Genomic DNA, 26691 nt, shown 5'->3' on the forward strand with positions numbered 1-26691 from the left:
AAGCGGTTCAATTATTTGCACTTTGTGAATTATTGGAATAGAATGGGTTTGTAAATAAGATTTTTGGAGGGCCTTATGGTTACTTTATCAAAAGAACAACATTTAGAGATGTTTTTAAAAATGGAACGCATTCGTGAATTTGATATGCGCATAAATAAATTAGTTCGTCGTGGATTTGTTCAAGGGATGACTCACTTCTCAGTTGGTGAGGAAGCTGCTAATGTCGGGGCAGTCCAGCACCTGACCTACGATGACATCTTTTTCTCAAATCATCGCGGTCACGGTCAGTCTATTGCAAAAGATATGGACTTAAATAAAATGATGGCGGAACTTGCTGGAAAAGTAACTGGTGTTTCTAAGGGGCGTGGAGGCTCCATGCACTTGGCTGATTTTGAAAAAGGGAACTATGGAACTAACGGTATTGTTGGTGGTGGCTATGCTCTTGCAGTCGGCGCAGCTTTGACCCAACAATATAAAGAAACTGGCAATATTGTTGTGGCCTTTTCAGGAGATGGCGCAACCAATGAGGGTTCCTTCCATGAATCTGTTAATATGGCTGCAACCTGGAAACTACCTGTAATTTTTTTCATCATTAACAACCGTTATGGCATTTCAATGGATATTAGTCGCGCTACGAATACCCCTCATTTATACACACGAGCAGAGGCTTATGGTATTCCTGGATTTTATTGCTCAGATGGCAATGATGTTCTAGCTGTTTATGAAACAATGGGACAAGCCGTGGAGCATGTCCGTGCTGGAAATGGCCCAGCTATTGTTGAAGTTGAATCTTATCGCTGGTTTGGGCATTCAACAGCTGACGCTGGTAAGTACCGAACCAAAGAAGAAGTAGATGGTTGGAAAGAAAAAGACCCTATTATCAAGTATCGTACTTATCTGACTTCTGAAAATATTGCTAGCGCTGAGGAATTAGAAGCTATCCATAATCAGGTAGTTAAAGAAATTGATGCCGCTTATGAATTTGCACAAAGTAGCCCAGATCCAGATATTTCAGTTGCTTTTGAGGATGTTTGGGTAGATTAGGGATAATTTTTAAGAATAAGCAATACATATAATTAAGCATTTGGAGAAATAAAATAATGACTGAAACAAAATTAATGGCTTTGCGTGAGGCAGTAAATCTTGCCATGAGCGAAGAAATGCGTAAGGATGAGAACATTTATTTGATGGGGGAAGATGTCGGTGTTTACGGAGGTGATTTTGGAACTTCTGTGGGCATGTTTGAGGAATTTGGTCCAAAACGTGTTAAAGATACTCCAATTTCTGAAGCGGCGATTGCTGGGGCGGCGATTGGATCTGCCATTACAGGACTTCGTCCAATTGTCGATGTAACTTTTATGGATTTCATTACGATTGCTCTTGATGCCATTGTTAATAATGGGGCCAAAAACAATTACATGTTTGGTGGTGGTTTAAAGACACCAGTAACTTTCCGTGTAGCATCAGGTTCGGGAATTGGCTCTGCGGCACAGCATTCACAATCTTTGGAAGCTTGGTTGACACACATTCCAGGTATCAAAGTTGTTGCACCGGGTACGGCAAATGATGCCAAAGGTCTTCTAAAATCTTCTATTCGAGATAATAATATTGTCATTTTCATGGAACCTAAAGCTCTCTATGGAAAAAAAGAAGAAGTTAATCAAGATTCAGATTTCTACATTCCGCTTGGAAAAGGGGAAATTAAACGTCAAGGTAGTGATTTAACAATTGTTACCTATGGCCGCATGTTAGAACGTGTGCTCAAGGCCGCAGAAGAAGTCGCTGAACAAGGTATTAATGTTGAAGTTGTTGACCCACGTACCCTTATTCCTTTGGATAAAGAATTGATAATCAATTCTGTCAAGAAAACAGGAAAACTTATGCTGGTTAACGATGCCTATAAAACTGGTGGTTTTATCGGTGAAATTGCAACAATGGTGACTGAAAGTGAAGCCTTTGATTATTTGGACCATCCGATTGTACGTTTGGCATCTGAAGACGTTCCTGTTCCTTATGCACGTAAACTTGAACAAGCTATTTTGCCAGATGTGTCTAAGATAAAAGAAGCCATTATTAAGGTGGTTAATAAGGGAAATTAATTCTCAGATAGAGGCTATTTAGTAAAAATAGCTCTAACTATTTAAACTAGGAAGGTATTCAAATGTCTTTTGAAATTATTATGCCTAAACTCGGTGTAGATATGCAGGAAGGTGAAATCATCGAGTGGAAAAAGCAAGAGGGCGATGTGGTCAGTGAAGGCGACATTCTCCTTGAAATTATGTCTGATAAAACTAATATGGAATTAGAAGCCGAAAACTCTGGTGTGCTGCTGAAAATCACTCGCAGTGCAGGAGAAGTGGTTCCAGTAACGGAAATTATTGGCTACATTGGTGAAAAAGGCGAAGTTATTGATTTAGCGACTCCAAGTCGGGTTGCTGAAGAACTTTCGGTCGAAGCAGCGGCAGCTAAGCCGATTCTTGCAACTCCTGTGCCAGCTATTGTTGAGCGCAAGGCGGGTGAAAAAGTACGTGCAACCCCAGCTGCTCGTAAAGCAGCTGCCGAGTTGGGCATTAACCTTGAAGTGATTCAAGGTACAGGTGTCTATGGTCGTGTTCACAAGGATGATGTTGAAAACTTCAAGGGGGCTCAGCCAAAGGTAACACCACTTGCTCGTAAGATTGCCTCTGACAAGGGAATTAACCTTACGACTGTGATTGGTTCTGGAATTGGTGGCAAAATCACTAAAGAAGATATCTTGGCTCTTGTGCAACCAGCCAAGGTTGAGGTTTCCAACTCAGAGGTCAAGGAAAAAGCTGCGTCTGCCTTACCTGAAGGTGTTGAAGTGGTTAAGATGTCTGCCATGCGTAAGGCGGTAGCTAAGAGTATGGTGAATTCTTATCTCACTGCTCCAACGTTCACACTCAATTATGATATTGATATGACAGAAATGATTGCGCTACGAAAGAAACTTATTGAGCCTATCATGGAAAAAACAGGTTTTAAGATCAGCTTTACCGACTTAATCGGTCTAGCTGTAGTAAAAACATTGATGAAACCAGAGCATCGTTACCTCAATGCCTCCCTCATCAATGACGCAACTGAAATTGAGCTCCATAAATTTGTGAACCTTGGTATCGCAGTTGGTCTTGATGAAGGCTTGCTAGTGCCTGTTGTTCATGGTGCAGATAAGCTGAGCTTGTCAGAATTTGTTGTAGCTTCTAAGGATGTCATCAAGAAGGCTCAGACAGGTAAGTTGAAAGCAGCTGAAATGTCTGGATCAACCTTCTCCATTACTAATCTGGGAATGTTTGGCACTAAGACATTTAATCCCATCATCAACCAGCCCAATTCGGCTATTTTAGGTATTGGAGCAACCTTCCAAACACCAACCGTTGTTGATGGTGAAATCACCATTCGACCAATTATGGCAATGTGCTTGACTATTGATCACCGTATTGTTGATGGGATGAACGGTGCCAAATTCATGGTAGATTTGAAGAAATTGATGGAAAATCCATTTGAATTGTTGATTTGATAACTGTTTTCGCTACTTTTCTAATGTAGCGAGGGTAGAACCAATCATTGATGGTGGATTAGTAAAAAAGAAATTTATATTTCTGAGAGAAAATAAAGAAAGGATGTAGAACGAGTTCGTAACATTTGAACACGAACTAAATGCTCGGATAATAATGGCAGGTGTAGGACCCTCTGATTAGCGTAGATATGCCTACAAAATCGAAGATTTCTAACCTACCACAAAAAATTCTGCCGCATTTTGACGTTCTTTGTATCATAATTATGGCAATTGAAATTATTATGCCTAAATTGGGTGTTGACATGCAAGAAGGCGAAATCATTGAGTGGAAAAAATCAGAAGGTGAGACAGTCAATGAGGGCGACATTCTACTTGAAATCATGTCTGATAAGACAAATATGGAAATTGAAGCAGAAGACTCAGGGATTCTTTTGAAAATCGTTCACGGAGATGGCGATGTTGTTCCCGTCACTGAAGTTATTGGCTATATTGGTGCGGAAGGCGAAATTGTCGGAGAAAATGCAGTACCGGTAGTAGAAGTTGCTCAAGCAACGACACAACTTGAAGCTGCTGGACTTGAAGTCCCTAAAGCTCCCGGAACTCCTGCCCCAGCAGTTACAAAAGCAGCGCTTGCGAATGACGAATACGATATTATCGTGGTCGGTGGTGGCCCTGCTGGTTATTACGCAGCTATTCGAGGAGCTCAACTTGGCGGTAAGATTGCCATTGTTGAAAAATCAGAATTTGGCGGTACTTGTTTGAATGTCGGCTGTATTCCAACTAAGACTTATTTAAAAAATGCTGAGATTCTTGATGGTCTGAAAATTGCCGCAGGACGTGGCATTAATCTTGCTTCCACAAATTACACTATTGATATGGATAAGACCGTTGCTTTTAAAAATTCGGTCGTTAAAACCTTGACTGGTGGAGTTCAAGGTCTCTTGAAAGCTAATAAAGTCAGCATCTTTAATGGTCTTGGACAAGTAAACCCAGACAAAACAGTCACTATTGGTTCTAAGACCATTAAAGGACGTAACATTATCTTGGCAACAGGTTCTAAAGTTTCTCGTATCAATATTCCTGGTATTGATTCTAAACTTGTTTTGACATCAGATGATATTCTTGACCTGCGTGAAATGCCAAAATCGCTTGCAGTTATGGGCGGCGGTGTTGTTGGTATCGAGCTTGGATTAGTCTGGGCATCATACGGTGTTGACGTAACTGTCATCGAAATGGCCGACCGCATTATTCCCGCAATGGACAAAGAAGTGTCATTGGAGCTTCAAAAAATCCTTACGAAAAAAGGAATGAAAATTAAGACTTCTGTTGGGGTTTCTGAAATCATCGAAGCCAATAATCAATTGACCCTCAAGCTTAACAACGGCGAAGAAGTCGTCGCTGAAAAAGCTCTGCTATCCATCGGACGTGTTCCACAAATGAATGGTCTTGAAAAACTTAATCTTGAAATGGATCGCAATCGTATCAAGGTCAATGACTATCAAGAAACATCTATTCCTGGCATCTACGCTCCAGGTGATGTCAACGGTATTAAAATGTTGGCACATGCAGCTTACCGTATGGGTGAGGTTGCTGCTGAGAATGCCATGCGAGGCAACACGCGTAAGGCTCATCTTGACTTCACACCAGCAGCTGTTTACACTCACCCCGAAGTAGCTATGGTTGGGATTACCGAGGAAGATGCTCGCGCAAAATATGGTGATATTCTTATCGGTAAATCAAGCTTCGCGGGTAACGGACGTGCCATTGCCTCAAACGAAGCTCAAGGTTTCGTAAAAGTTATCGCTGATAGTAAGTACCATGAAATTCTCGGTGTCCACATTGTCGGACCAGCTGCTGCCGAATTGATTAATGAAGCTGCAACTATCATGGAAAATGAATTAACTGTTGATGAGTTACTTCTGTCAATTCACGGACACCCAACCTTCTCTGAAAACATGTATGAAGCCTTCGCAGACACACTGGGTGAAGCTATACATAATCCGCCAAAACGCAAATAAAATCCTCACTAGAATTAGAATATAATTATCAAAGAACACCTAGCCATTGCCTATAGGTGTTCTGATTTTCGATGGAGTTAAAATAAACATGAAATACATTGTCAATAAGTCTAATAACCCAGCTTACAATATCGCTCTTGAAGCCTATGCTTTTCGCGAGTTAGTTGATGAAGATGAACTTTTCATTCTATGGATTAACGAACCTGCTATAATCATTGGTAAACATCAAAATGCCGTTCAGGAAATCAACAAAGAATATACGGATGCACACGGCATTCATGTGGTTCGCCGTCTATCCGGTGGCGGTGCTGTTTACCATGACCTAAACAACTTGAACTATACTATTATTTCCAACAAGGCCGATGAAGGTGCTTTTGATTTTAAAACTTTTTCTCAACCTGTTATCGCAACTCTGGCCGACCTTGGTGTCAAGGCTGAATTTACAGGTCGTAATGACCTTGAAATTGATGGTAAAAAATTCTGTGGTAATGCGCAAGCCTACTATAAAGGCCGGATGATGCACCACGGATGCTTACTTTTTGATGTTGATATGACAGTGCTCGGCAATGCCCTTAAAGTTTCAAAGGATAAAATTGAATCCAAAGGTGTCAAATCGGTTCGTGCACGTGTTACTAATATTCTCAATGAGTTGCCAGAAAAAATCACCGTCCAAGAATTTTCAGACAAAATTTTGGATAAGATGAAAGAAACCTACCCTGACATGACTGAGTACATTCTCTCGGAGGATGAATTGTTGAAAATCCAGAAATCAGCTGATGAACAATTTGGTACATGGGATTGGACTTACGGCAAAGCACCAGAATATACAGTCGAACGCTCAGTTCGCTACCCTGCAGGTAAAATAACAACCTACGCCAATGTTGTTAATTCTGTCATAGAATCTATCAAAATCTATGGAGACTTCTTTGGTGTTGGAGATGTTTCAGATATTGAAGACTTGTTAGTTGGCACACGCTACGAGTACACCGATGTCTTAGAAAAATTAAAAACGATTGACACAACTCATTACTTTTCTCGTATGACAACAGAAGAGGTAGCCAAAGCTATCGTGGCATAATGAAATTAACTAAAAAAGCAGGGCAAAAACTAAAATTTTACCCTTCCGATTAAATTTGATTTTCGAAGAGTATGAGCAATCAAAAATAGCTTAGAATCAACGTTTCTGATGACGGAATTCTAAGCTATTTTCTTATTTTTTACTTTGCACTTTTACAACATACAATAAACAATACCAATATATTGAAGAGTAGATGCTAAAAGGATGAAAAGATGCCAAATCATGTGATCATAAGGACGTTTACGGGCATAAAAGATAGCACCAATGCTGTAGGAAAGTCCTCCAGCAATCATTAGCAACCAAAACATAGCGCCCGTTTTACTGATGATTGCTGGAATGACAAAGACAACTAGCCAGCCCATCAGAAGATACAAGAAAAGACTGAATTTTTCATTGATATTTTTGGCGAAAATTTTGTAAAGAATACCGAAAATCGTTGCTCCCCATTGAAGAACAATGATCAGATAACCGAGCCAACCACCAACCAGTGACAAAGCAACAGGTGTGTAGGAACCAGCGATAGCAATATAAATCATGCTATGATCAATGATCCTCAAAACGTATTTTTGAGGTGAATCATATTGCATAGAATGGTAGACAGCGGATGAAAGGAACATCAGAAAAAGGCTGATCACAAAAATTGACATTCCCACCGAAGCAGCTATTCCATAATGCTGATAACTGAAAATAGCCGTTATAGGCAAAAGAACCAGCATTGCAGCAGCACCAACAGCATGTGTCACACTATTAGCCACCTCCTCACCAAATGAAAGACGTTTACTAAGCTTCATAGTAATACTAGTGTTCATTTTCAATACCTCCAAGTTCTTGAACCAATTGATGTGTTGCATCGTATAATTTTAAAGTTTGACAAGCAGAAATCACCACCTGAGGTAATCCTTCAAGATCATCTCCGTTCATACAGGCAACAAAGCCATCATAGCTTTCTTCAGACCGTCCACCTGCTGTCAAAATTTTCAACGTTTGACTAATTTCTTGAATTGAAAATACATTTTTCAGACTTGTAATAGCAATCAACCTTGCCACTTGATGCCGACCATATTTTTTCTTAATAGGTTTTTCCAGATGACCATGCTTGACATAGTTATTAATCATAGAAGCTGTCAGTCCCTTATCATTTTGAGAAATGGCAGAGCTGGTAACCTGATTAACGTAGAGAAGGACTTGGTCCAAATACAAATCAATTTCAGGTAGCTCCGCCCATTTAGGATACTTTTTCACCATCGGTTCATCACCTCTTTATAATCTAGTCTTAATAACTAGATTATATATTTATCAAAAAATAAAGTCAAGAAAAAACCTTCATAAAGAAGGTTTTTAAAATAAGGATTTAAACTTTTCTTGTGACTCTATCAGAGCGTGAGTAATTTCAGGTTCAAACCCTGAATGTCCAGAAATGGTATAAATTATTTCAGCCTTATTGAGCTGCTCAAAAAGTAACTGGGCACCAATAGGTCGGCAATCCACATCATAACGCCCATGAATGATGATTGTGGGAATATTCTTTATTTTATGGGCATTTTCTAAAATATAATTATCTGACATAAAACAACTATTGATAAAATAATGTGTTTCCATTGTAGCCATGGCTATATCTTCATCGGTAATGCTATCTGATAAAAGCTTGGGATATAGTGTAATAACGCTATTTTCAAAATCTGCAAAAGCTTTTCCATATCGCTCTCTAATAGCCTTATCAGGAGAAGTCAAGTAGCGATAATAGCTAGCAATATTATTCTTTTGTTCTTCTAGCGTCAAAAGACTGGTGAATTTAGCATAGGCTTCTGGGAAAAATTGACCAGTACCTCCTTGATAAAGCCAGTCAATATCTTCTTGCCGTCCAAGGAAAACACCACGTAAAATCAAACCACAAACACTTGCTGGATAGGTTTCAGCATAGTAGAGTGATAACGTTGTTCCCCAAGATCCTCCATGAACCAACCATTTCTCAATACCAAGGTGACAACGAACTTTTTCCATATCTTCGGCCAAATCTTGGATTGTATTATTGTTTAATTCAAGAAAAGGCTCACTTCGACCACACCCACGTTGGTCAATACAAATAATTCTATAAAAATCAGGATCTAAAAATCGACGTGCCCAATCACCACAACCACATCCTGGTCCACCATGAACGAAGATGACAGGAGCACCCTCAGGATTTCCAGACTGTTCAACATAAATACGGTGTTGCCTATCCACTGCAAAAAGTTCCGTCTGAAATGGTGTTATTTCTGGGAAAAGAGTTTTCAAGCTCATAAATTTCTCCTTAAATGAAAAACTAGTCACTTTCTAGTTTTTATTATCTCTGATTTTCTGTAATATTGCTTGCGCAGTTTCTTGATTAAGATGCTTAGCTTGCAAGAGCTGAGTAACCAGTGTATTAAGCTCCTCTTGGCTAGCGCCAGCTAAGAGAGCAAGTGATTTGGCTTGCAATTTCATATGACCCGCCTGAATGCCAGTTGTTGTCAAAGCCTTCAGTGCAGCAAAATTCTGAGCTAAACCAACAGAAACAATAACCGAAGCCAAGTCACGTGCACAAGGATTGTTCAGCAAGTCATGTGAAATTTGAACGGTCGGATTAAGTCCGATAGACCCTCCTTTGGTTGCAATTGGCATTGGCAAAGTAAGTTGCCCTTTTAATACTTGTTCATTTTTGTCAAAAGTCCAATTCGATAGACCGCGGTATTGACCATTTTGACAAGCATAAGCATGGCAACCTGCTTCAACAGCTCGCCAATCATTTCCAGTCGCCATTACAACTGCATCAATACCATTAAAGATCCCTTTGTTGTGTGTACTAGCCCGATAAATATCCACTTGCGCTAAATAACTAGCTAACTCCATCTTTTGAGCAATTACTTGGGCTTCTTTTTTATCACGACTTAGAAAACGCAAATCAATGGAACAAGTGGCAGTCACTAGACTTTCCGTTGCATAGTTAGAGAGAATAGCCATAAGTGCTTGCCCACCAGATAATTCCTCTAAGGTCGGGGTGATTGCTTCCATCATGGTGTTGACCATATTGGCTCCCATAGCTTCTTGTGTATCAATAGTCACAAAAACAATTAGAAACTCTTCTTTAACTTCTACGCGAAGTTCACGCGCCCCACCTCCTCGTTTGACAATAGAGGGGTGAGCGTCATTAGCTTGAGATAATAGCAAAGCTGTTTGGTTGAAAATGTTCTGCTCAGCTATTTTACTATCTGGAACATTGTACAAAGCTACTTGACCAATCATTTCCCGATTATGGACAATCGTCTGAAAGCCACCAGAACGTTTAATGATTTTCGCCGCAAAACTAGCTGCAGCGACAACCGAAGGTTCCTCCGTCACAAAAGGTACTTGATATTCTTTACCATCAACAAGGACATCTGGAACCAGAGCCAAGGGAAGTGAGTGAGTGCCTATAACATTTTCTGCCATTTGATTAGCTGTTTCAAGAGATAATCTTCTCTGTTGCTCTAGTTGTAACTGATTTTCAGCGTTAAGCAAGTTGTTTTTACGGAGATGTTCAACCCGTTCTTGGGGTGCTTTCTTAGCAAAGCCAGTCCAGCTTAATTTAATCATTTTTTCTACCATAAATGCGTTGATGTTCTCGAATTTCTTTTAATACAAAAGGTCCTGTCTCATAGTCTGCAAAAGTCGCATTTCCTTCCTCATCTAACTGCGCCTCCTCAAAGAAAAGATGTTCGTAGTCTGAAATTGATAGGACGGTGCGTTTTTTGAGTTCCCCTAACCGACTAGGCTGTAGTTGATTTTGAAAACCTTCAACTAGCTTACCTGTGAAGATTTCAGCCACAGCACCACTTCCATAGCTAAAGAAGGCAATTTGATCACCGGCCAAAAGGTTTTGACTATTTTCCAAAAGTGACAAAAGTCCCAAAAAGAGCGAACCAGTGTAGATATTTCCAATTTGTTGACTGTAAAGAATAGAACTCTCAAAATTTTTCTTGAGTTTTTCTTGTATATCAATTGGCATAGACTTGTCCATGATTTTGTTGAAACCTTTGAGAGCTAACTTAGGAAATGGTAAGTGGAAACAGAAGGCTGCAAAATCAGCCAAAGAGGTATCGAACCTTCTTTGATACTCAGACCATGTTGATTTTAGCATATCCAAATATTGTGTTGTTGAGTATCGACCATTGACGTAAGGAGTAGTAGAGTAGTTTGGACGCCAAAAATCCATGATATCACGCGTCTGCGCAAGTGTCTGATCATTTAATTCCAAAATACGCGGACTTTGAGAAATAAGCATAGCAATACTACCAGCTCCTTGAGTTGATTCTCCAGAGCTTTCAATGCCATATTTTGCAATATCGGAAGCGATCACCAAAACTTTACTATTAGGATGCTTTTCAACATGAAGACGTGCATAATCTAGAGCAGCAGTGGCACTGTAACAGGCTTCCTTCATCTCGACACTACGAGCAAAAGGCTGTATTTCTAGTAGGCTGTGTACATATATAGCTGCCGCTTTGCTTTGATCAACAGATGATTCAGTTGCTACAATAACCATATCAATAGCTTCTTTATCATCCTCCGTTAAAATACTATCAGCAGCAGAGGCCCCCATCGTAACAATATCATCAGTGATGGGCGCAATGCTAAGTGCATTTAAAAGCAGTCCTTTGCTAAATTTTTCAGGATCTGCTCCACGACTATTTGCTAAATCATCCATTTGAAGGACATATTGAGAAGTCGCAAAGCCCATCTTATCAATACCGATTTTCATGAATAAACCTTTCTTTGCGTTAAATTATGAATTATGCTTAACCTCTATTCTACCACAAAGTCGTGAAAAACCAATGTAAAAAACACGATTGTTTTAAGTATCAAAGTATGGAGAGCCATATTAAAAAATATCAAGGAGGCCGGATTATGTTTATGAAAAACAGACAATTTCAAAAGACGGGAAGGTTGTTATTTTCTGAGGAAAACGTCTTTTTCTCGCTTTTTTAGACATTTTCAGGTACAATATTTTGTGACTTTAAGAAGAGATGAGACTTCTGAGCATTGTGAGCCAAAAAATCGTGTTTTTGAAGTGCTGCTGGTCAACATCACTCGCCGCAGTTACTTGACGATTTGACAAAAGTTAAAGCTTTCCATCGTTTGCTAGAAAATATAACTAATTAAACAGTTGGTTCATATCAGTTTTATAAGGGGTAATTATGACAAAAGCAGATAAGATTTTTAAAGACAATATCTCAAAGATTTTAAATGAAGGCGTTTGGTCTGAACAAGCTCGTCCAAAGTACAAGGACGGTACAACTGCCAATTCAAAATATATCACAGGCGCTTTTGCAGAATATGATCTAAGTAAAGGAGAATTTCCGATTACAACTTTACGACCAATTGCTATTAAATCTGCTATTAAGGAAGTCTTATGGATTTATCAAGATCAGTCAAACAGTCTAGATATCTTAGAAGACAAATATAATGTGCATTACTGGAACGACTGGGAAGTCGATGGAACGCGAACTATTGGTATTCGCTATGGTGCTGTGGTCAAAAAGCATAATATTATTAACAAAATTCTCAAACAACTAGAAGAAAACCCTTGGAATCGCCGCAATGTTATTTCCCTTTGGGATTACGAGGCTTTTGAGGAATCGGCAGGGCTTTTGCCATGTGCGTTTCAGACTATGTTTGATGTCCGTCGTGTAGATGGTCAGATTTATCTTGATGCAACTCTTACACAACGCTCAAATGACATGCTCGTGGCGCACCATATCAATGCCATGCAATATGTTGCCCTTCAAATGATGATTGCCAAACATTTTGGTTGGCAAGTTGGTAAGTTTTTTTATTTTATTAACAACTTACACATTTACGATAACCAGTTTGATAATGCACAAGAATTACTTCGTCGTGAGCCGTCCAATTGTCAACCACGATTGGTATTAAACATTCCAGATGGTACCAATTTTTTTGAAATTAAACCTGAAGATTTTGAATTAGTTGATTATGACCCTGTTAAACCTCAACTTAAATTTGATTTAGCTATCTAGAACGCAGCAGAGTTTTATCTCTGCATTTTTTAGGGAAATTTGATAAAATGGATTGAGACAATCTGATACCAATAGAGAGGAAGAAACTCTGACAAGCAAGACTATGACAAAAAAACTAATTGCCATTTGGGCTGAGGATGACAATCATCTGATTGGAGTCAACGAGAGATTACCTTGGCGCCTGCCAAAAGAATTACAACATTTCAAAGAAACGACTATGGGACAGGCTTTATTGATGGGACGTGTCACATTTGATGGTATGAATCGTCGTATTTTGCCAGGTCGTGAGACCTTAATCTTGACTAGAGATTCTGATTTTGAAGCAGATGGTATTATTCCTGTTCATAGCGTAGAAGAAGCATTGCAGTGGTTTAAAAATCAAGATAAAAACCTTTACATCGTAGGTGGTGCCAGTATTTATAAGGCATTTGAAAGTCATTATAATCAGTTGATTAAAACCTCTGTTCATGGTGTTTTTGAAGGAGATACATATTTTCCAAATCTTAATTTATCAGGATTTCGTGAAGTTTCTCAGACTTTCTATGAAAAAGACGAGAAAAACGCTTTTGATTTTACCGTCACTGTATTTGAAAGGTAGGAAAGGAAGCCATGCAAAGAAGTATTTTTGGCATTTTTACAGCGTTTTTGTGTGCTATTTGCGTCTTAACAGCTATTCCTGCCTTTCGTAGGAGACGTTATGGTCTGGGCATTCTATTACTTTTAAACGCCTTTACCAATTTAGTCAATACCATACATGCCTTTTATGGCACATTATTTTAGATTAGAATTTAGAGGAAATCATGGCTGGAAATCGAACTAACGATATTAAAGTACATTGCTCGTTTTGTGGAAAAAGTCAAGACGAGGTTAGAAAAATCATTGCGGGCAATGGTGTATTCATCTGTAATGAGTGCGTGACATTGTCCCAAGAAATAATAAAAGAAGAAATGGCAGAAGAAGTTTTAGCAGATTTGGCCGAAGTTCCAAAACCAAAAGAATTACTGGCAACACTCAACGAATATGTTGTTGGTCAAGATCGTGCCAAACGTGCTCTAGCTGTCGCTGTTTACAATCATTATAAGCGCATCAGTTTTACTGAAAGTCGCGATGATAGTGATGTTGATTTACAAAAATCAAACATTCTTATGATTGGCCCAACAGGTTCTGGTAAGACCTTCTTAGCACAAACCTTAGCTAAAAGCCTTAATGTTCCATTTGCTATCGCAGATGCTACTTCATTGACCGAAGCTGGTTATGTGGGAGAGGATGTCGAAAATATCCTTCTAAAACTTATTCAAGCGGCTGATTATAACGTTGAACGTGCTGAACGTGGAATCATTTACGTTGATGAAATTGATAAAATCGCCAAAAAAGGTGAAAATGTATCTATCACGCGTGATGTTTCTGGCGAAGGAGTTCAGCAGGCTCTCTTAAAAATCATTGAGGGTACAGTTGCTAGCGTACCACCTCAAGGTGGCCGGAAACATCCAAATCAAGAAATGATTCAAATTGATACTAAAAATATTCTTTTTATCGTGGGCGGTGCTTTTGATGGTATCGAAGATATTGTCAAGCAACGTTTGGGTGAGAAAATCATTGGCTTTGGACAAAATAATAAAAAAATCGATGATGATGCGTCCTATATGCAGGAAATTATTTCAGAAGACATTCAAAAATTTGGACTTATCCCCGAGTTTATCGGTCGCTTACCTGTTATAGCAGCCCTTGAACAATTAACCGCTGAAGATTTAGTACGTATCTTAACCGAGCCACGAAATGCTCTTGTTAAGCAATATCAGGCCCTCCTGTCATATGATGGTGTTGATCTTGAGTTTGACGACGATGCTTTGATTGCTATTGCAAATAAAGCGATTGAGCGTAAGACAGGTGCGCGTGGTCTTCGTTCGATCATTGAAGAAACCATGTTAGACATTATGTTTGAAATTCCTAGTCAGGAAGAAGTGACCAAAGTTCGTATTACAAAAGAAGCTGTTGAAGGTAAAGATAAGCCAATTCTAGAAATTGCCTGAGGAGGAAGTTATGGCAGAAGAGTATTTAAATACCCACAATGCTGACTTACTTTTAAGTGCGGCCAACAAATCGCATTATCCTCAGGATAATTTACCAGAGGTTGCCCTAGCAGGTCGTTCAAACGTTGGAAAATCCAGTTTTATCAATACTTTACTTGGACGAAAAAATTTAGCCAGAACCTCTAGCAAACCCGGCAAGACACAATTGCTTAATTTTTACAATATCGATGACAAACTACGTTTTGTTGATGTTCCTGGCTATGGCTATGCTAAAGTTTCTAAAGCTGAACGTGCTAAGTGGGGGAAGATGATCGAGGAATATCTAAGCAGTCGTGAAAACCTACGTGTGGTAGTTAGTTTGGTTGATTTTCGTCATGACCCTAGTGCTGATGATATTCAAATGTATGAATTCCTCAAATATTATGAAATTCCTGTCATTGTTGTAGCTACCAAGGCTGACAAAATTCCAAGAGGTAAATGGAATAAGCACGAGTCTGCCATCAAGAAAAAACTCAACTTTGAAAAATCCGATCACTTTATCATATTCTCATCAGTTGATCGTACAGGTTTGGATGAATCTTGGGATACCATTTTATCAGAATTATAAGTAAAGAGACTGAAGTAGTTCACATGATTACTATTAATGAAGTGAACTTTCTCAGTCTCTTCTTTAATAATCCGATAATCAATATCCTTCAAAAATAAAACTCAGACGTTGTTGTCTTGATTTGACTAACTTCAGTTTTATCTGCATTGCCTAGTCTGATTTTCATTGAGTATAAGATGATTTTTTATCAATACTTCTTAAAAAAGATAAAACTTGAATAGATTTTTGCTAAGGAAGTGATAGAAAATGCCTATTATCCATAGGTCAAATATTATGCTATGATAGAAGTATCACTGATTGGAGGTACTATGGAAAATCATCACTTTGAAAACGAAGGTCAATTTCAACGAAAAATGACCAGTAGACATTTATTTATGTTGTCTTTAGGCGGTGTTATAGGAACTGGTTTGTTTTTAAGTTCAGGTTATACCATTGCACAGGCTGGACCCTTAGGGGCTGTATTATCTTATTTACTTGGTGCTGTAGTGGTTTACTTGGTCATGCTATCCTTAGGAGAATTAGCAGTAGCCATGCCTGTCACAGGGTCATTCCACACCTATGCTACTAAGTTTATCAGCCCTGGTACGGGGTTTACCGTCGCCTGGCTTTATTGGATTTGTTGGACCGTTGCCTTGGGAACAGAATTCTTAGGAGCAGCCATGTTAATGGGACGCTGGTTTCCTGATGTTCCAACATGGGTGTTTGCGACACTGTTTGCTGTCATTATTTTTGGTATAAATGCTTTGAGCGTCCGTTCCTTTGCAGAAGCTGAATCTATTTTCTCATCCATCAAAGTTATTGCTATTATTGTCTTCATCATCCTAGGCTTGGGTGCTATGCTTGGTTTAGTTTCTTTTGAAGGACAACATAAGATTATTCTCTTTACTCACTTGACTTCTCACGGAGCCTTTCCAAAAGGTTTTGCTGCAGTGGTCTCCGTCATGCTGGCAGTTAATTATGCCTTTTCTGGAACGGAATTGATAGGAATTGCAGCAGGTGAGACTGATAACCCCAATGAGGCTGTACCCAAGGCAATCAAGACAACAATTGGTCGCTTGGTCATTTTCTTCATTTTGACTATCGTGGTTTTAGCTTCTCTTTTACCGATGGAAGAAGCGGGGGTATCTACAGCACCTTTTGTTGATGTCTTTGATAAAATGGGGATTCCTTTTGCTGCAGATATTATGAATTTTGTTATCCTGACCGCTATTTTATCTGCTGGAAATTCAGGGCTCTACGCTTCAAGCCGAATGCTCTGGTCCTTGGCAAATGAAGGCATGCTATCCAAAAAAGTGGTTAAAATAAATCGTCACGGTGTTCCTATGCGTGCTTTGTTATTTTCCATGGCTGGCGCAGTTCTGTCACTCTTTTCAAGTCTTTACGCTGCTGATACCGTCTATCTAGCACTTGTCTCCATCGCTGGTTTTGCTGTTGTGATAGTCTGGTTGTCCATACCAATGGCTCAAATTAATTTCCGAAAACAATTTTTGAAAGAACACAGCTTAGATGAGTTATCATTTAAAACACCCTTTACGCCGCTGCTTCCCTATCTGACCATTGTCTTGTTAGTAATTTCTGTCATTGGTATTGCATGGGACTCATCACAGCGGGCGGGACTTTACTTTGGACTACCTTTCATGATTTTTTGTTATGTTTATCATTATTTGCATTTTAAAAAGTGGTAGGAGTATGCTATGGGACAATTTAAAAACTTACTTGAAAAGCAAGATTACATTATTTTAGATGGTGCGTTGGGAACAGAACTTGAAAAACGTGGCTTTGATGTGACTGGCAAACTTTGGTCCGCCAAATACCTACTTGAAAATCCTCAAGTTATTAAGGATCTTCACAGAACTTATTTAGAAGCTGGAGCAGATATCTTAACAACTTCTAGTTATCAGGCTACTATTCAAGGTTTAGAAGATGTGGGGCTCCCTACACCTGCCGCACTTGACATTATGCGCCTATCTGTTCAATTAGCTAAAGAAGCTAGAGGGGAGTTTTGGACCTCTTTATCGGATGACGAAAAAACGAAACGACCATTTCCACTCATCTCAGGAGATGTTGGACCTTACGCTGCTTATCTGTCTGATGGCTCTGAATATACCGGTGCTTACAAACTAACAGCAGAGGAATATAAAGATTTTCATCGCCTACGTATTCAAATTCTAATAGAAGCTGGTAGCGATTTATTGGGAATTGAGACCATTCCCAACGTACATGAAGCAGAGGCCTTGCTTGAATTGCTCGCAACAGAATTTCCAACTGTTGAGGCCTATATGTCTTTTACAGCACAAAATAACTCACACATTTCAGATGGAACTCCCATTGAAGAAGTAGCAAAGATGATTCATTTCAATCAACAAGTTCTTGCTTTTGGTATCAACTGTAGTGCACCCAAAGTATTTGATGGTCTATTGGAACGTATTCGTAAAGTTTCAGACAAACCTTTAGTAGCATACCCAAACTCGGGTGAAATTTACGATGGGGCTAGCCAGACTTGGAAATCTCTTCCTGATAATTCACGTACTCTACTCGAAAATGCTTTGCAATGGCACAAAAAGGGTGTGAAGGTAGTTGGTGGATGTTGTCGAACCAGTCCAGAAGATATTGCATATCTGTCAGAGGCTATCCGTGGTCGGTGATTTCAATAGAAACTGCCATTTTAGTTCCACATTTTGATATGTATTTGATGTTGTATAGTCAGTTAGTTTATCCTTTATTACTTCGACGTAAGGGGAAACTCCATTTCCTTATTTCCAACTTCAAACACTCCACCGGATTGTTTGAACTCGCCTTATAATTAGATTTGGATAGTCTTAAGATATTCCCTATGAGTCTTTCTAATGAGTTGTTTAATTACTTTTCATTGTAGGTCATATGGGAATTTTTGTACACATTCAAAACAATCTCTCTTTTCTATCTTGAGAGCTGAGAGGTAATAGATAAGAAAGGGCTTATTAAAAAGTAAATTTACCAAAAATAATTTGAAATATGATATAATGATAAAGTTTGTTGAATGTTCATTGAAATCAGATTTGGAAGCAAGTTTAGCTTTTTTAACTGATTTGAACAAATACTGAATAAGAGGAGTTATATGAAAACTGTAGAACATTTTGTTGAAAAGTTTGTTCCCGAAAACTACAATATTTTCTTAGATATTAATCGTGAAAATAAAACGTTTTTTGGTAATGTTGCCATTGCTGGTGAAGCTTTAGACAATTACATGTCATTGCATCAGAAAGATTTATCAATCACTTCGGTCTTACTAGATAACGAGAGTTTATCCTTTGAAATGGATGATGAGAATGAAGCGGTTCATATTGAACTACCAGAAACAGGAACACTAACTCTGGTTATTGAATTTTCTGGTAAAATTACAGATAATATGACTGGAATTTACCCATCTTACTACACAGTTGATGGTGTAAAAAAAGAGGTTATTTCTACACAATTTGAAAGTCATTTTGCTCGCGAGGCTTTTCCATCGGTTGATGAACCTGAAGCGAAAGCGACTTTTGACTTATCATTGAAGTTTGATCAAGTCGAGGGAGAAATTGCTCTTTCGAATATGCCAGAAAGTAATGTTGAACGACGTCAAGAAACTGGCATTTGGACCTTTGCAACGACACCACGGATGTCGTCTTACCTACTTGCTTTTGCTTTAGGTGAATTGCAAGGTAAAACAGCTCATACAAAAAACGGAACTCTTGTAGGTTCTTATGCCACTAAAGCTCACAAGCCTTCTGCACTTGATTTCTCGCTTGATATTGCAGTTCGTGTTATTGAGTTTTATGAAGAATATTTTGGAGTGAAATACCCAATTCCACAATCTTTACATGTTGCTCTGCCTGATTTTTCTTCTGGAGCCATGGAAAACTGGGGGCTTGTGACTTACCGCGAAGTTTATTTACTTGTTGATGAAAATTCAACAGTTACAAGCCGTCAGCAAGTAGCGCTTGTGATTGCCCATGAGGTTGCTCACCAGTGGTTTGGTAACCTTGTAACGATGAAATGGTGGGATGATCTTTGGCTCAACGAATCTTTTGCAAATATGATGGAATATGTTGCTATTGATGCTATTGAACCAAGCTGGAATATTTTTGAAGATTTTCAAACAACAGGTGCACCTCTCGCTCTCAAACGCGATGCGACAGATGGTGTGCAATCTGTTCATGTAGAAGTTCATCATCCTGATGAAATCAACACTCTTTTTGATCCTGCTATTGTTTATGCCAAAGGTAGTCGCTTAATGCATATGCTTCGTCGCTGGCTTGGCGATGATGACTTTAGAGCGGGTCTCAAAATTTATTTCGAGCGTCATCAATACTCAAATACTATGGGACGTGATCTTTGGAATGCTCTGGGTGAGGCCTCAGATAAAGACGTCGCGGCCTTTATGGATGCTTGGTTGGAACAGTCGGGATATCCTGTTTTGACTGTAAGCGTTGAAAACGATAACCTTATTCTTCGACAAAAACAATTCTTTATTGGTCAAGCTGAAGATAGGGGGCGAATTTGGCCTTTACCATTGAACAGTACCTGGGTAGGCCTGCCAGATATTATGACAGAAGCGGAGATGGTCATCCCAGAATTTGCTAAACTTGCATCTCAAAATGTCGGCACAGCACTTCGTTTTAATACAGAAAACACGGCACATTACATCACAAATTATCAAGGGCAGTTACTGGAGTCGCTTTTAGATAGTTTGACAGACTTGGATGCAATGGCAAAATTACAAATCATACAGGAACGTCGTTTATTGGCTGAAAGTGGCGAAATTTCGTATGCTGACCTTGTCCCAGTGATTGCAGGTCTTACTGATGAAACCTCCTATCTTGTATCGGCCGCAATAAGTCAAGTTACTTCTGGTTTAAAACGTTTTGTGGATGACGACACAGTAGCAGATGCAGCCTACAAGCACTTGCTTGAGTCTATTTTCATTAAGAATTACGAGCGACTTGGTTTTGAACCAAAAGTTGGTGAGGCAGATGAAGATGAAATGGTTCGTCAAAATGCCTTAAACGCAGTATTATATGCTGATAATGCTAGTGCGGTTGCTGAAGCATCAGCTATTTTCCAAAAATATGCTGACAATATTGAAGCAATTCCAGCCTCTATCCGTTTGATAGTTCTATCAAATCAAATGAAACGCTCAGAAACGCCAGAATTGGTTGATCTTTACTTGTCAACTTATGTGAAGACAAACGATGGCACCTTCCGTCGTCAACTTGCTTTAGCACTTTCTTATACTAAATCTAACGCGACTGTGGTACGTATCTTGTCTGAATTAAAAAATAAAGATGTTGTTAAACCTCAAGACTTGGCTATGAGTTGGTATTTGCCATTCTTGAGTCGTGAATTTACTCAAAACGCCTTCTGGACATGGTCTCGTGACAATTGGGAGTGGATTAAGTCTGCACTTGGAGGTGATATGAGCTTTGATAAGTTTGTTATTTATCCTTCAAATGTTTTTAAAACAGCAGAACGTTTAGCTGAGTATAAAGAATTCTTTGAACCACAATTAGATGATATGGCTATTAGCCGTAACATTAAAATGGGGATAAATGAAATCACAGCTAGACTTACTTTAATTGAAAAGGATAAGGCTGCTGTTGAGGCTGCTTTGTTAGCGGCTAAATAAAAAGGTTTGCAATAGAGGATAAAAAATAATCCTAGAGAGAATGAGTTACGTTCTCTCTTTTTTTGTTTAGAAAAACTTAAGAAATATTGTTTACAATATGATGTAATAATCTTTTGTATTTTTTAAATAAGTAGAAGCCTTATTCTTAAAAGTCATGTTATAATAGGTAAAAAAGGAGTAAAGGTATGATAAAGATTTTATTAGTTGAAGATGATTTAAATTTATCCAATTCTGTCTTTGATTTTTTAGACGACTTCGCAGACGTCATGCAAGTCTTTGATGGTGATGAGGGGCTTTACGAGGCGGAGAGTGGCGTTTACGATATTATTCTTTTAGATTTGATGTTGCCAGAAAAGGATGGCTTTCAAGTTCTGAAGGAACTGAGAGAAAAAGGTGTGTCAACGCCAGTTCTCATTATGACAGCCAAAGAAGGTCTAGATGATAAAGGTCATGGATTTGAACTCGGTGCAGATGATTATTTGACCAAACCTTTTTACTTAGAAGAATTAAAAATGCGCATCCAAGCCCTTCTTAAACGTTCTGGTAAGATTAATGATAATTTTCTTCAATATGGGGATTTAGTAGTTGATACGTCTACAAATACAACCACAGTAAATGGAGAAGAGGTTGAATTATTGGGTAAAGAATTTGATTTATTGGTCTATTTTTTACAAAATCAAAATGTTATTTTACCTAAGTCACAAATTTTCGATAGAATATGGGGCTTTGACAGTGATACAACAATTTCAGTTGTTGAGGTGTATGTGTCAAAAATTCGTAAGAAACTTAAAGGAACAGGTTTTGTTTCAAATCTGCAAACCTTGCGCAGCGTGGGGTATATTTTAAAAAATGCTGAATAGATTGAGAAAGCGTTTAGCTTCTGAAACATTTACCCATTTCTTTCATTTCTTTGCTGTATTTACAAGTATTTTTGTCATTATGACTACCATTATTCTGCAAATTATGCGTTATGGGGTTTATTCGTCGGTTGATACACGTTTACAAGAAGCAGTGAATTCATATGAATCTTATGTTAATATGGCTTTGGCACGTATCTTTTCGGTTGAAACGGATGGAGATGGCATAACTTTTAAATTCGATCCCAGTAAGAAACCTAACTATAAGGTTAGTAATATTGATGTTTTACTTTATGACAAAGAAGGCAATCTTTTAAACACTGTCGATGCTTACGCGCAATTTGGGACTGTTTCTTTGGATACCAGTAAATTAAATGAGATTGTTGATGGCCAACTTCAGACAAGTTTTGGACAGAAAGAAAAATTTCATTATGTGACAATTAAGGTAAGTAGTAGTGACTACCCCAGTGTAAAATATGCCACATTTCTTGTTAATGTAAGCCAATTAGATGAGGCAAATGATCGTTTTATCACTATTACGATTAGCGTAATGGTAGTGTTTTGGATTATTTCAGTTGCCGCTAGCGTTTATCTAGCAAAATGGTCTCGAAAACCGATTTTAGAAAGTTATGAAAAACAAAAATCCTTTGTCGAAAATGCTAGTCACGAATTAAGGACACCATTGGCTGTTTTGCAAAATCGTTTAGAAAGTTTGTTTAGAAAGCCAAATTCAACCATTTTAGACAACAGCGAGAGCATTGCAGCAAGTTTAGACGAGGTTCGGAATATGCGCTTGCTAACAACGAATCTTTTAAATCTTGCTAGGCGCGATGATGGTCTAAATCCAGAAATTGAAGATATTGTTCCAAATTTCATTGATGATATTTTTGAAAATTATAGCATGATTGCTGAGGATAGTGGAAAAACATTTATTGGAAAAAATCAAACTAATCGAACCTTTAAATCTGATAAGACGCTACTAAAACAACTGATGACTATTCTATTTGATAATGCTATCAAATATACAGGGGACGATGGTGAAATTATTTTTACTGTTAAAACAACGGATAAGCAATTGATTTTACAAGTTGCCGATAATGGTCCTGGTATTGCAAATGAAGATAAAAAGAAAATTTTCGATCGTTTTTACCGCGTTGATAAGGCGAGGACACGCCAGAGTGGAGGATTTGGTCTAGGGTTATCACTGGCTCAGCAAATTGTTCACTCATTAAAAGGGACGATTGTTGTTAAGGATAATACTCCTAAGGGAACTATATTTGAGGTAAAATTATAAAAAGAAGCTTGGGACAAAATATACTTCCCAAACTTCTTTTTTATACTCTTCGAAAATCAAAATTATCCGTTGTCAACTTGCTTTGATGAACTCAAGTTCTATCGTCGGCTTCGTTTCCTAGGCTACTTTTGATTTTCATTGAATATTAGGTTCTATAGTATCTGTAAGGCGATAAATTGAAGCAAAAGAAAAAAACTCCGTTTGGAGTTTTCATTGGATATTAGTTAGCCAATTTTGCAGCAAGACGTGCTTTATCGCGGCTTGCTTTATTTTTATGAATCAAACCTTTAGTTTCGGCTTTATCAATGCTTGAAGAAGCAGCGCGGAAAAGCTCTTCAGTTGGGTTAGCTTCAAAAGCTTTGATTGCAGTACGCATAGCTGATTTTTGTGCTGAATTTTTTTCGTTTTGTTTAACGTTGAGTTCAGCGCGTTTGATAGCTGATTTAATATTTGCCAATGTTTTCACCTCCAAATTAATCTAACTATATTATTATATAGGAATTATTTAATTTTGGCAAGCCTTTATCACTTTTTCAGATAAATTTCATCAATTTTGTGGTTCTTAGATTTATGTAAAATAAGTTCAGCTCGGTTGCGTGTGGGTTCAATATAATTTTCCAAATTAACCAGATTGATAGTTTTCCAGATATCTTTGGCTAATAGCAGAGCTTCTTTTCTTTTCATACTTGTAAAACGATTATAGTAGTTTGTTGGATCTGTTTCTGCAAGTTCTAACAGACTTTCAAAGCGTTCCAAATACCATTTTTCAATATTGTCACTGTCTGCATCAATGTAGATAGAAAAGTCAAAGTAATCATTCATGTAGAGACGATTGTTTTGCTGATTTTGAAAAACGTTAATACCTTCAAGAATTAAAAAGTCAGGTGTCTTAATTGTTTGTCTCTTATTTGGAACAATATCATAAATTTCATGTGAATAAACTGGAATTTGAGCAGATTCACCGTTCTTAATAGTATCAAGGAAGTTCAAAAGATTCTCCATATCATAGGATTCAGGAAAACCTTTTCGATCTAATATCCCTTGCTCAATCAATGTTTGATTTGGATAAAGAAAGCCGTCTGTAGTCACCATTTCAACAGTACTGCTTTTAAAAGTTCGAGAAAGTAGGAGTTGAAGTAGTCGGCTTGTTGTTGACTTTCCAACGGCAACAGATCCAGAAATACCGATAATGAAGGGACGATTGCTGACATCTTTTTTCAAGAAAATGCTTTTGGCAAAGGAAAGATTTTCTTGATTGTTTTTATAAATCTGAATAAGGCTAATAAGGGGTAAGTAAACATCAATAACATCTTGGATATTGATGCTATCGTTTAAACTTTTGATAGAATCCAACTCTTCTTCTGTGAGTAATGGTTGTGATTTTTGATGCAATTCCTGCCAAGATTGGCGAGAAATTTTGTCAAAATTGATGAATTCAGTTGTCATTAAGCACTCCTCTTATGGCTGATGTTATTATTATAGCATTTTCATAAAAATGTAGAAATTTTTTTGGATAACATTTTTAAGTTATTTGTTTGAAATAATTTGAAAGGTCGAACGATGCGATTTTATGAGGTGATGCTATATTTTAAAAATTATCGAATGTTCGTATAAACCGAATGTTCCAAGCTATTTGTATGATTTTTCACAACTTGTAAACCATTACAAACTGTGTTAGAATGTTAAAGCATCCTAAAAAAGAATAGGAGAATTCATGGCTAAAATGTATTATGCAGAGAATCCTGACAGTGCTCATGATATTCACGAACTTAAGGTAACACTTTTAGGTGATAAATTCAGTTTTTTGACAGATTCCGGTGTTTTTTCTAAAAAGATGATCGATTTTGGAAGTCAATTGCTTTTGAACAATCTTCATTTCAGCGAAGGGGACACCTTATTAGATGTCGGCTGTGGCTACGGTCCATTAGGCCTTGCCCTTGCTAAAGTACAAGGCGTCAAAGCAACAATGGTGGATATTAATAATAGGGCGCTGGATTTAGCGAAACAGAATGCCGAAAAAAATGATGTTGAAGCGACGATTCTTTCGTCAAATATTTACGAATCGGTGTCTGGTTACTTTGACCATGTGATTAGCAACCCTCCAATTAGAGCGGGAAAGCAGGTGGTTCATACAATCATTGAGGAAAGTAAAAATTATCTTTTGGAAGATGGTGATTTAACCATTGTTATTCAGAAAAAGCAAGGGGCACCTAGTGCTAAAGCTAAGATGGAAGAAGTTTTTGGCAATGTTGAGGTAGTTAAGAAAGATAAAGGATACTATATCCTTAGAAGCGTGAAAGAATGAGAGCAGTTGATTTAATTCAAAAAAAACGTGAGGGAGAGGAACTCAGCACTGAAGAGATTAAATGGTTGATTGAGAATTATGTTGCTGGAACCGTTCCTGATTATCAAATGTCAGCTTTTGCAATGGCCGTTTATTTTAAGGGTATGACCATGCGTGAAACGCGAGATTTGACAATGACGATGGTTGGCACAGGAGAGCAGATTGATTTATCAGCCATTGCTGGAATTAAGACGGATAAACATTCGACTGGTGGTGTAGGTGACAAGGTCACGCTGATTTTGGCGCCTCTGGTAGCTAGTTTTGGTGTTCCAGTTGCAAAAATGAGCGGAAGAGGTTTGGGCCACACTGGCGGAACCTTGGACAAATTGGAAGCTATCAAAGGCTTCCAAGTCGAACGCAATCAAGAGGATTTTATCAAGCAAGTACAAGAAATAGGTGTGTCAGTGATCGGTCAGTCTGATAAATTGGTTAAGGCTGACAAGATGCTTTATGCCCTTAGAGATGTTACGGCAACAGTTGATATTATTCCTTTAATCGCCAGCTCAGTCATGAGTAAGAAAATAGCAGCAGGTGCAGATAGGATTCTTTTAGATGTAACCGTGGGAGATGGTGCCTTTATGAAAACCATAGATGACGCTGTAAAACTTTCAGAAACCATGGTTGCACTTGGAAATGAGGTTGGCCGTAAAACCATTGCAGTCATTACCGACATGAGTCAACCTTTGGGACAAGCCATAGGCAATCGTCTGGAAGTCCTTGAAGCTCTTCAAATCATGCAGGGACAAGGTCGTACCGATGTTACACACTTCATCTGCGAATTGGCGCAAATTATGCTAAGATTAGCTGGAGTTGAGTGCTCCTTAGATGTTATTCATGAACATTTAGTCAATGGTGAGACGTTAAAGAAATTTGAGGCTATGGTATCTGCGCAGGGAGGAAATCTAGAAGATTTGTACAGACCATCGGCAGCAAAAGTTATTACAGAAATTAGAGCAGAAGCTGAAGGCTATATCGAAGCTTTACCAGCCTTGGAATTTGGGCTTTTTGCAATGAGATTGGGTGCTGGACGAGCAGTTAAGTCGGATAAACTTGATTACGAAACAGGTATTGTCTTTGAAAAGAAAATTGGTGATTCTGTTCAGGTAGGAGAACTCGTAGCCAAGGTCTATTCAGAGGAAGTTTTAGAGACAAAATTACTTACAGAATTTCAAAAAAATGTTAAAATAGGTAGAACGCAAGTGGTGCCAAAAGAAATTATAAGAATTATTTCATAGAGAGGAGATATGATGAG

The 26691-nt window shown here is 38.3% G+C and carries 23 protein-coding genes; 16 read left to right on the plus strand and 7 right to left on the minus strand.

Annotation, left to right across the window (positions count from 1 at the left end; translation table 11 throughout):
* Positions 1-75: 75 nt before the first annotated feature.
* From A3I7_RS0103460 to lplA, 5 genes are all read left to right on the plus strand, one after another.
* Positions 76-1044: a thiamine pyrophosphate-dependent dehydrogenase E1 component subunit alpha gene (locus A3I7_RS0103460; RefSeq protein WP_018375391.1), complete on the plus strand. Its 969-nt coding sequence runs from the start codon at positions 76-78 to the stop codon at positions 1042-1044.
* A gap of 56 nt (positions 1045-1100) precedes the next feature.
* Positions 1101-2099, plus strand: coding sequence for an alpha-ketoacid dehydrogenase subunit beta (locus tag A3I7_RS0103465; protein ID WP_018375392.1), 999 nt, complete (start codon positions 1101-1103; stop codon positions 2097-2099).
* Between the two features lie 62 nt (positions 2100-2161).
* Complete coding sequence (locus A3I7_RS0103470; RefSeq protein WP_018375393.1) at positions 2162-3535, plus strand: dihydrolipoamide acetyltransferase; 1374 nt, start codon at positions 2162-2164, stop codon at positions 3533-3535.
* A gap of 263 nt (positions 3536-3798) precedes the next feature.
* Complete coding sequence (lpdA, locus tag A3I7_RS0103475) at positions 3799-5553, plus strand: dihydrolipoyl dehydrogenase (protein WP_026217112.1); 1755 nt, start codon at positions 3799-3801, stop codon at positions 5551-5553.
* A gap of 88 nt (positions 5554-5641) precedes the next feature.
* A complete protein-coding gene (lplA, locus tag A3I7_RS0103480; RefSeq protein WP_018375395.1) occupies positions 5642-6631 on the plus strand; it encodes a lipoate--protein ligase in 990 nt (329 codons plus the stop codon).
* Between the two features lie 152 nt (positions 6632-6783).
* Here lplA and trhA read toward each other — a convergent pair whose 3' ends face one another.
* The 5 genes from trhA to A3I7_RS0103505 form a co-directional block, all read right to left on the minus strand.
* Positions 6784-7440 carry a PAQR family membrane homeostasis protein TrhA gene (trhA, locus tag A3I7_RS0103485; protein ID WP_018375396.1) on the minus strand — a complete coding sequence of 219 codons (657 nt, stop codon included), beginning with the start codon at positions 7438-7440 and terminating at the stop codon, positions 6784-6786.
* Entirely contained in the window at positions 7430-7876 is a 447-nt protein-coding gene (locus tag A3I7_RS0103490) for a DUF1836 domain-containing protein (protein WP_018375397.1), read from the minus strand. Before A3I7_RS0103490 ends, trhA begins: the two co-directional genes overlap by 11 nt.
* Positions 7877-7969: 93 nt before the next feature.
* Positions 7970-8911 (minus strand): prolyl aminopeptidase, encoded by a 942-nt coding sequence (gene pip, locus A3I7_RS0103495; protein WP_018375398.1) that lies wholly within the window; start codon positions 8909-8911, stop codon positions 7970-7972.
* A gap of 33 nt (positions 8912-8944) precedes the next feature.
* The gene (locus A3I7_RS0103500; protein WP_425423201.1) at positions 8945-10222 is read right to left on the minus strand and encodes a hydroxymethylglutaryl-CoA reductase, degradative; all 1278 of its coding nucleotides are present in this window, start codon (positions 10220-10222) and stop codon (positions 8945-8947) included.
* Entirely contained in the window at positions 10215-11387 is a 1173-nt protein-coding gene (locus tag A3I7_RS0103505) for a hydroxymethylglutaryl-CoA synthase (RefSeq protein WP_018375400.1), read from the minus strand. The genes A3I7_RS0103500 and A3I7_RS0103505 overlap by 8 nt, the downstream gene beginning before the upstream one ends.
* A 436-nt stretch (positions 11388-11823) precedes the next feature.
* Between A3I7_RS0103505 and A3I7_RS0103515 the strand changes: the two genes are divergently transcribed.
* From A3I7_RS0103515 to A3I7_RS0103555, 9 genes are all read left to right on the plus strand, one after another.
* Positions 11824-12663 carry a thymidylate synthase gene (locus tag A3I7_RS0103515; RefSeq protein ID WP_018375401.1) on the plus strand — a complete coding sequence of 280 codons (840 nt, stop codon included), beginning with the start codon at positions 11824-11826 and terminating at the stop codon, positions 12661-12663.
* 103 nt (positions 12664-12766) lie between these two features.
* Positions 12767-13261 carry a dihydrofolate reductase gene (locus A3I7_RS0103520; RefSeq protein WP_018375402.1) on the plus strand — a complete coding sequence of 165 codons (495 nt, stop codon included), beginning with the start codon at positions 12767-12769 and terminating at the stop codon, positions 13259-13261.
* A gap of 202 nt (positions 13262-13463) precedes the next feature.
* Entirely contained in the window at positions 13464-14693 is a 1230-nt protein-coding gene (gene clpX, locus A3I7_RS0103525; RefSeq protein ID WP_018375403.1) for an ATP-dependent Clp protease ATP-binding subunit ClpX, read from the plus strand.
* A gap of 10 nt (positions 14694-14703) precedes the next feature.
* Positions 14704-15300: a ribosome biogenesis GTP-binding protein YihA/YsxC gene (yihA, locus tag A3I7_RS0103530; protein WP_018375404.1), complete on the plus strand. Its 597-nt coding sequence runs from the start codon at positions 14704-14706 to the stop codon at positions 15298-15300.
* Between the two features lie 308 nt (positions 15301-15608).
* Positions 15609-16985, plus strand: coding sequence for an amino acid permease (locus A3I7_RS0103535; protein ID WP_018375405.1), 1377 nt, complete (start codon positions 15609-15611; stop codon positions 16983-16985).
* Positions 16986-16994: 9 nt separating this feature from the next.
* On the plus strand, positions 16995-17945 hold the full coding sequence (gene mmuM, locus A3I7_RS0103540) for a homocysteine S-methyltransferase (protein WP_018375406.1): 951 nt from the start codon (positions 16995-16997) through the stop codon (positions 17943-17945).
* Between the two features lie 452 nt (positions 17946-18397).
* Positions 18398-20944 carry a M1 family metallopeptidase gene (locus tag A3I7_RS0103545; protein ID WP_018375407.1) on the plus strand — a complete coding sequence of 849 codons (2547 nt, stop codon included), beginning with the start codon at positions 18398-18400 and terminating at the stop codon, positions 20942-20944.
* A gap of 185 nt (positions 20945-21129) precedes the next feature.
* Entirely contained in the window at positions 21130-21804 is a 675-nt protein-coding gene (locus A3I7_RS0103550) for a response regulator transcription factor (protein ID WP_018375408.1), read from the plus strand.
* Positions 21794-23095, plus strand: a complete 1302-nt coding sequence (locus A3I7_RS0103555; protein WP_018375409.1) for a sensor histidine kinase — start codon at positions 21794-21796, stop codon at positions 23093-23095. The genes A3I7_RS0103550 and A3I7_RS0103555 overlap by 11 nt, the downstream gene beginning before the upstream one ends.
* 220 nt (positions 23096-23315) lie before the next feature.
* Here the strand turns inward: A3I7_RS0103555 and rpsT are convergent, their stop codons facing one another.
* The gene (rpsT, locus tag A3I7_RS0103560; protein ID WP_074486519.1) at positions 23316-23567 is read right to left on the minus strand and encodes a 30S ribosomal protein S20; all 252 of its coding nucleotides are present in this window, start codon (positions 23565-23567) and stop codon (positions 23316-23318) included.
* A gap of 53 nt (positions 23568-23620) precedes the next feature.
* Positions 23621-24541, minus strand: coding sequence for a type I pantothenate kinase (gene coaA / locus A3I7_RS0103565; RefSeq protein WP_018375410.1), 921 nt, complete (start codon positions 24539-24541; stop codon positions 23621-23623).
* A gap of 268 nt (positions 24542-24809) precedes the next feature.
* Here coaA and A3I7_RS0103570 point away from each other — a divergent pair, with 268 nt between their 5' ends.
* Together A3I7_RS0103570 and A3I7_RS0103575 are read left to right on the plus strand one after the other, a co-directional pair.
* On the plus strand, positions 24810-25400 hold the full coding sequence (locus A3I7_RS0103570; RefSeq protein ID WP_018375411.1) for a class I SAM-dependent methyltransferase: 591 nt from the start codon (positions 24810-24812) through the stop codon (positions 25398-25400).
* Positions 25397-26674: a pyrimidine-nucleoside phosphorylase gene (locus A3I7_RS0103575; protein WP_018375412.1), complete on the plus strand. Its 1278-nt coding sequence runs from the start codon at positions 25397-25399 to the stop codon at positions 26672-26674. The genes A3I7_RS0103570 and A3I7_RS0103575 overlap by 4 nt, the downstream gene beginning before the upstream one ends.
* Positions 26675-26691: the final 17 nt, after the last annotated feature.

Origin of the sequence: Streptococcus orisratti DSM 15617, assembly GCF_000380105.1 — a bacterium.
Lineage (GTDB): Bacteria > Bacillota > Bacilli > Lactobacillales > Streptococcaceae > Streptococcus > Streptococcus orisratti.

Coding starts and splice junctions, on each gene's coding strand:
- A3I7_RS0103460 (WP_018375391.1), top strand. CDS start 76: ATGGTTACTTTATCAAAAGAACAACATTTAGAGATGTTTTTAAAAATG.
- A3I7_RS0103465 (WP_018375392.1), top strand. CDS start 1,101: ATGACTGAAACAAAATTAATGGCTTTGCGTGAGGCAGTAAATCTTGCC.
- A3I7_RS0103470 (WP_018375393.1), top strand. CDS start 2,162: ATGTCTTTTGAAATTATTATGCCTAAACTCGGTGTAGATATGCAGGAA.
- lpdA (WP_026217112.1), top strand. CDS start 3,799: ATGGCAATTGAAATTATTATGCCTAAATTGGGTGTTGACATGCAAGAA.
- lplA (WP_018375395.1), top strand. CDS start 5,642: ATGAAATACATTGTCAATAAGTCTAATAACCCAGCTTACAATATCGCT.
- trhA (WP_018375396.1), bottom strand. CDS start 7,440: ATGAACACTAGTATTACTATGAAGCTTAGTAAACGTCTTTCATTTGGT.
- A3I7_RS0103490 (WP_018375397.1), bottom strand. CDS start 7,876: ATGGTGAAAAAGTATCCTAAATGGGCGGAGCTACCTGAAATTGATTTG.
- pip (WP_018375398.1), bottom strand. CDS start 8,911: ATGAGCTTGAAAACTCTTTTCCCAGAAATAACACCATTTCAGACGGAA.
- A3I7_RS0103500 (WP_425423201.1), bottom strand. CDS start 10,222: ATGATTAAATTAAGCTGGACTGGCTTTGCTAAGAAAGCACCCCAAGAA.
- A3I7_RS0103505 (WP_018375400.1), bottom strand. CDS start 11,387: ATGAAAATCGGTATTGATAAGATGGGCTTTGCGACTTCTCAATATGTC.
- A3I7_RS0103515 (WP_018375401.1), top strand. CDS start 11,824: ATGACAAAAGCAGATAAGATTTTTAAAGACAATATCTCAAAGATTTTA.
- A3I7_RS0103520 (WP_018375402.1), top strand. CDS start 12,767: ATGACAAAAAAACTAATTGCCATTTGGGCTGAGGATGACAATCATCTG.
- clpX (WP_018375403.1), top strand. CDS start 13,464: ATGGCTGGAAATCGAACTAACGATATTAAAGTACATTGCTCGTTTTGT.
- yihA (WP_018375404.1), top strand. CDS start 14,704: ATGGCAGAAGAGTATTTAAATACCCACAATGCTGACTTACTTTTAAGT.
- A3I7_RS0103535 (WP_018375405.1), top strand. CDS start 15,609: ATGGAAAATCATCACTTTGAAAACGAAGGTCAATTTCAACGAAAAATG.
- mmuM (WP_018375406.1), top strand. CDS start 16,995: ATGGGACAATTTAAAAACTTACTTGAAAAGCAAGATTACATTATTTTA.
- A3I7_RS0103545 (WP_018375407.1), top strand. CDS start 18,398: ATGAAAACTGTAGAACATTTTGTTGAAAAGTTTGTTCCCGAAAACTAC.
- A3I7_RS0103550 (WP_018375408.1), top strand. CDS start 21,130: ATGATAAAGATTTTATTAGTTGAAGATGATTTAAATTTATCCAATTCT.
- A3I7_RS0103555 (WP_018375409.1), top strand. CDS start 21,794: ATGCTGAATAGATTGAGAAAGCGTTTAGCTTCTGAAACATTTACCCAT.
- coaA (WP_018375410.1), bottom strand. CDS start 24,541: ATGACAACTGAATTCATCAATTTTGACAAAATTTCTCGCCAATCTTGG.
- A3I7_RS0103570 (WP_018375411.1), top strand. CDS start 24,810: ATGGCTAAAATGTATTATGCAGAGAATCCTGACAGTGCTCATGATATT.
- A3I7_RS0103575 (WP_018375412.1), top strand. CDS start 25,397: ATGAGAGCAGTTGATTTAATTCAAAAAAAACGTGAGGGAGAGGAACTC.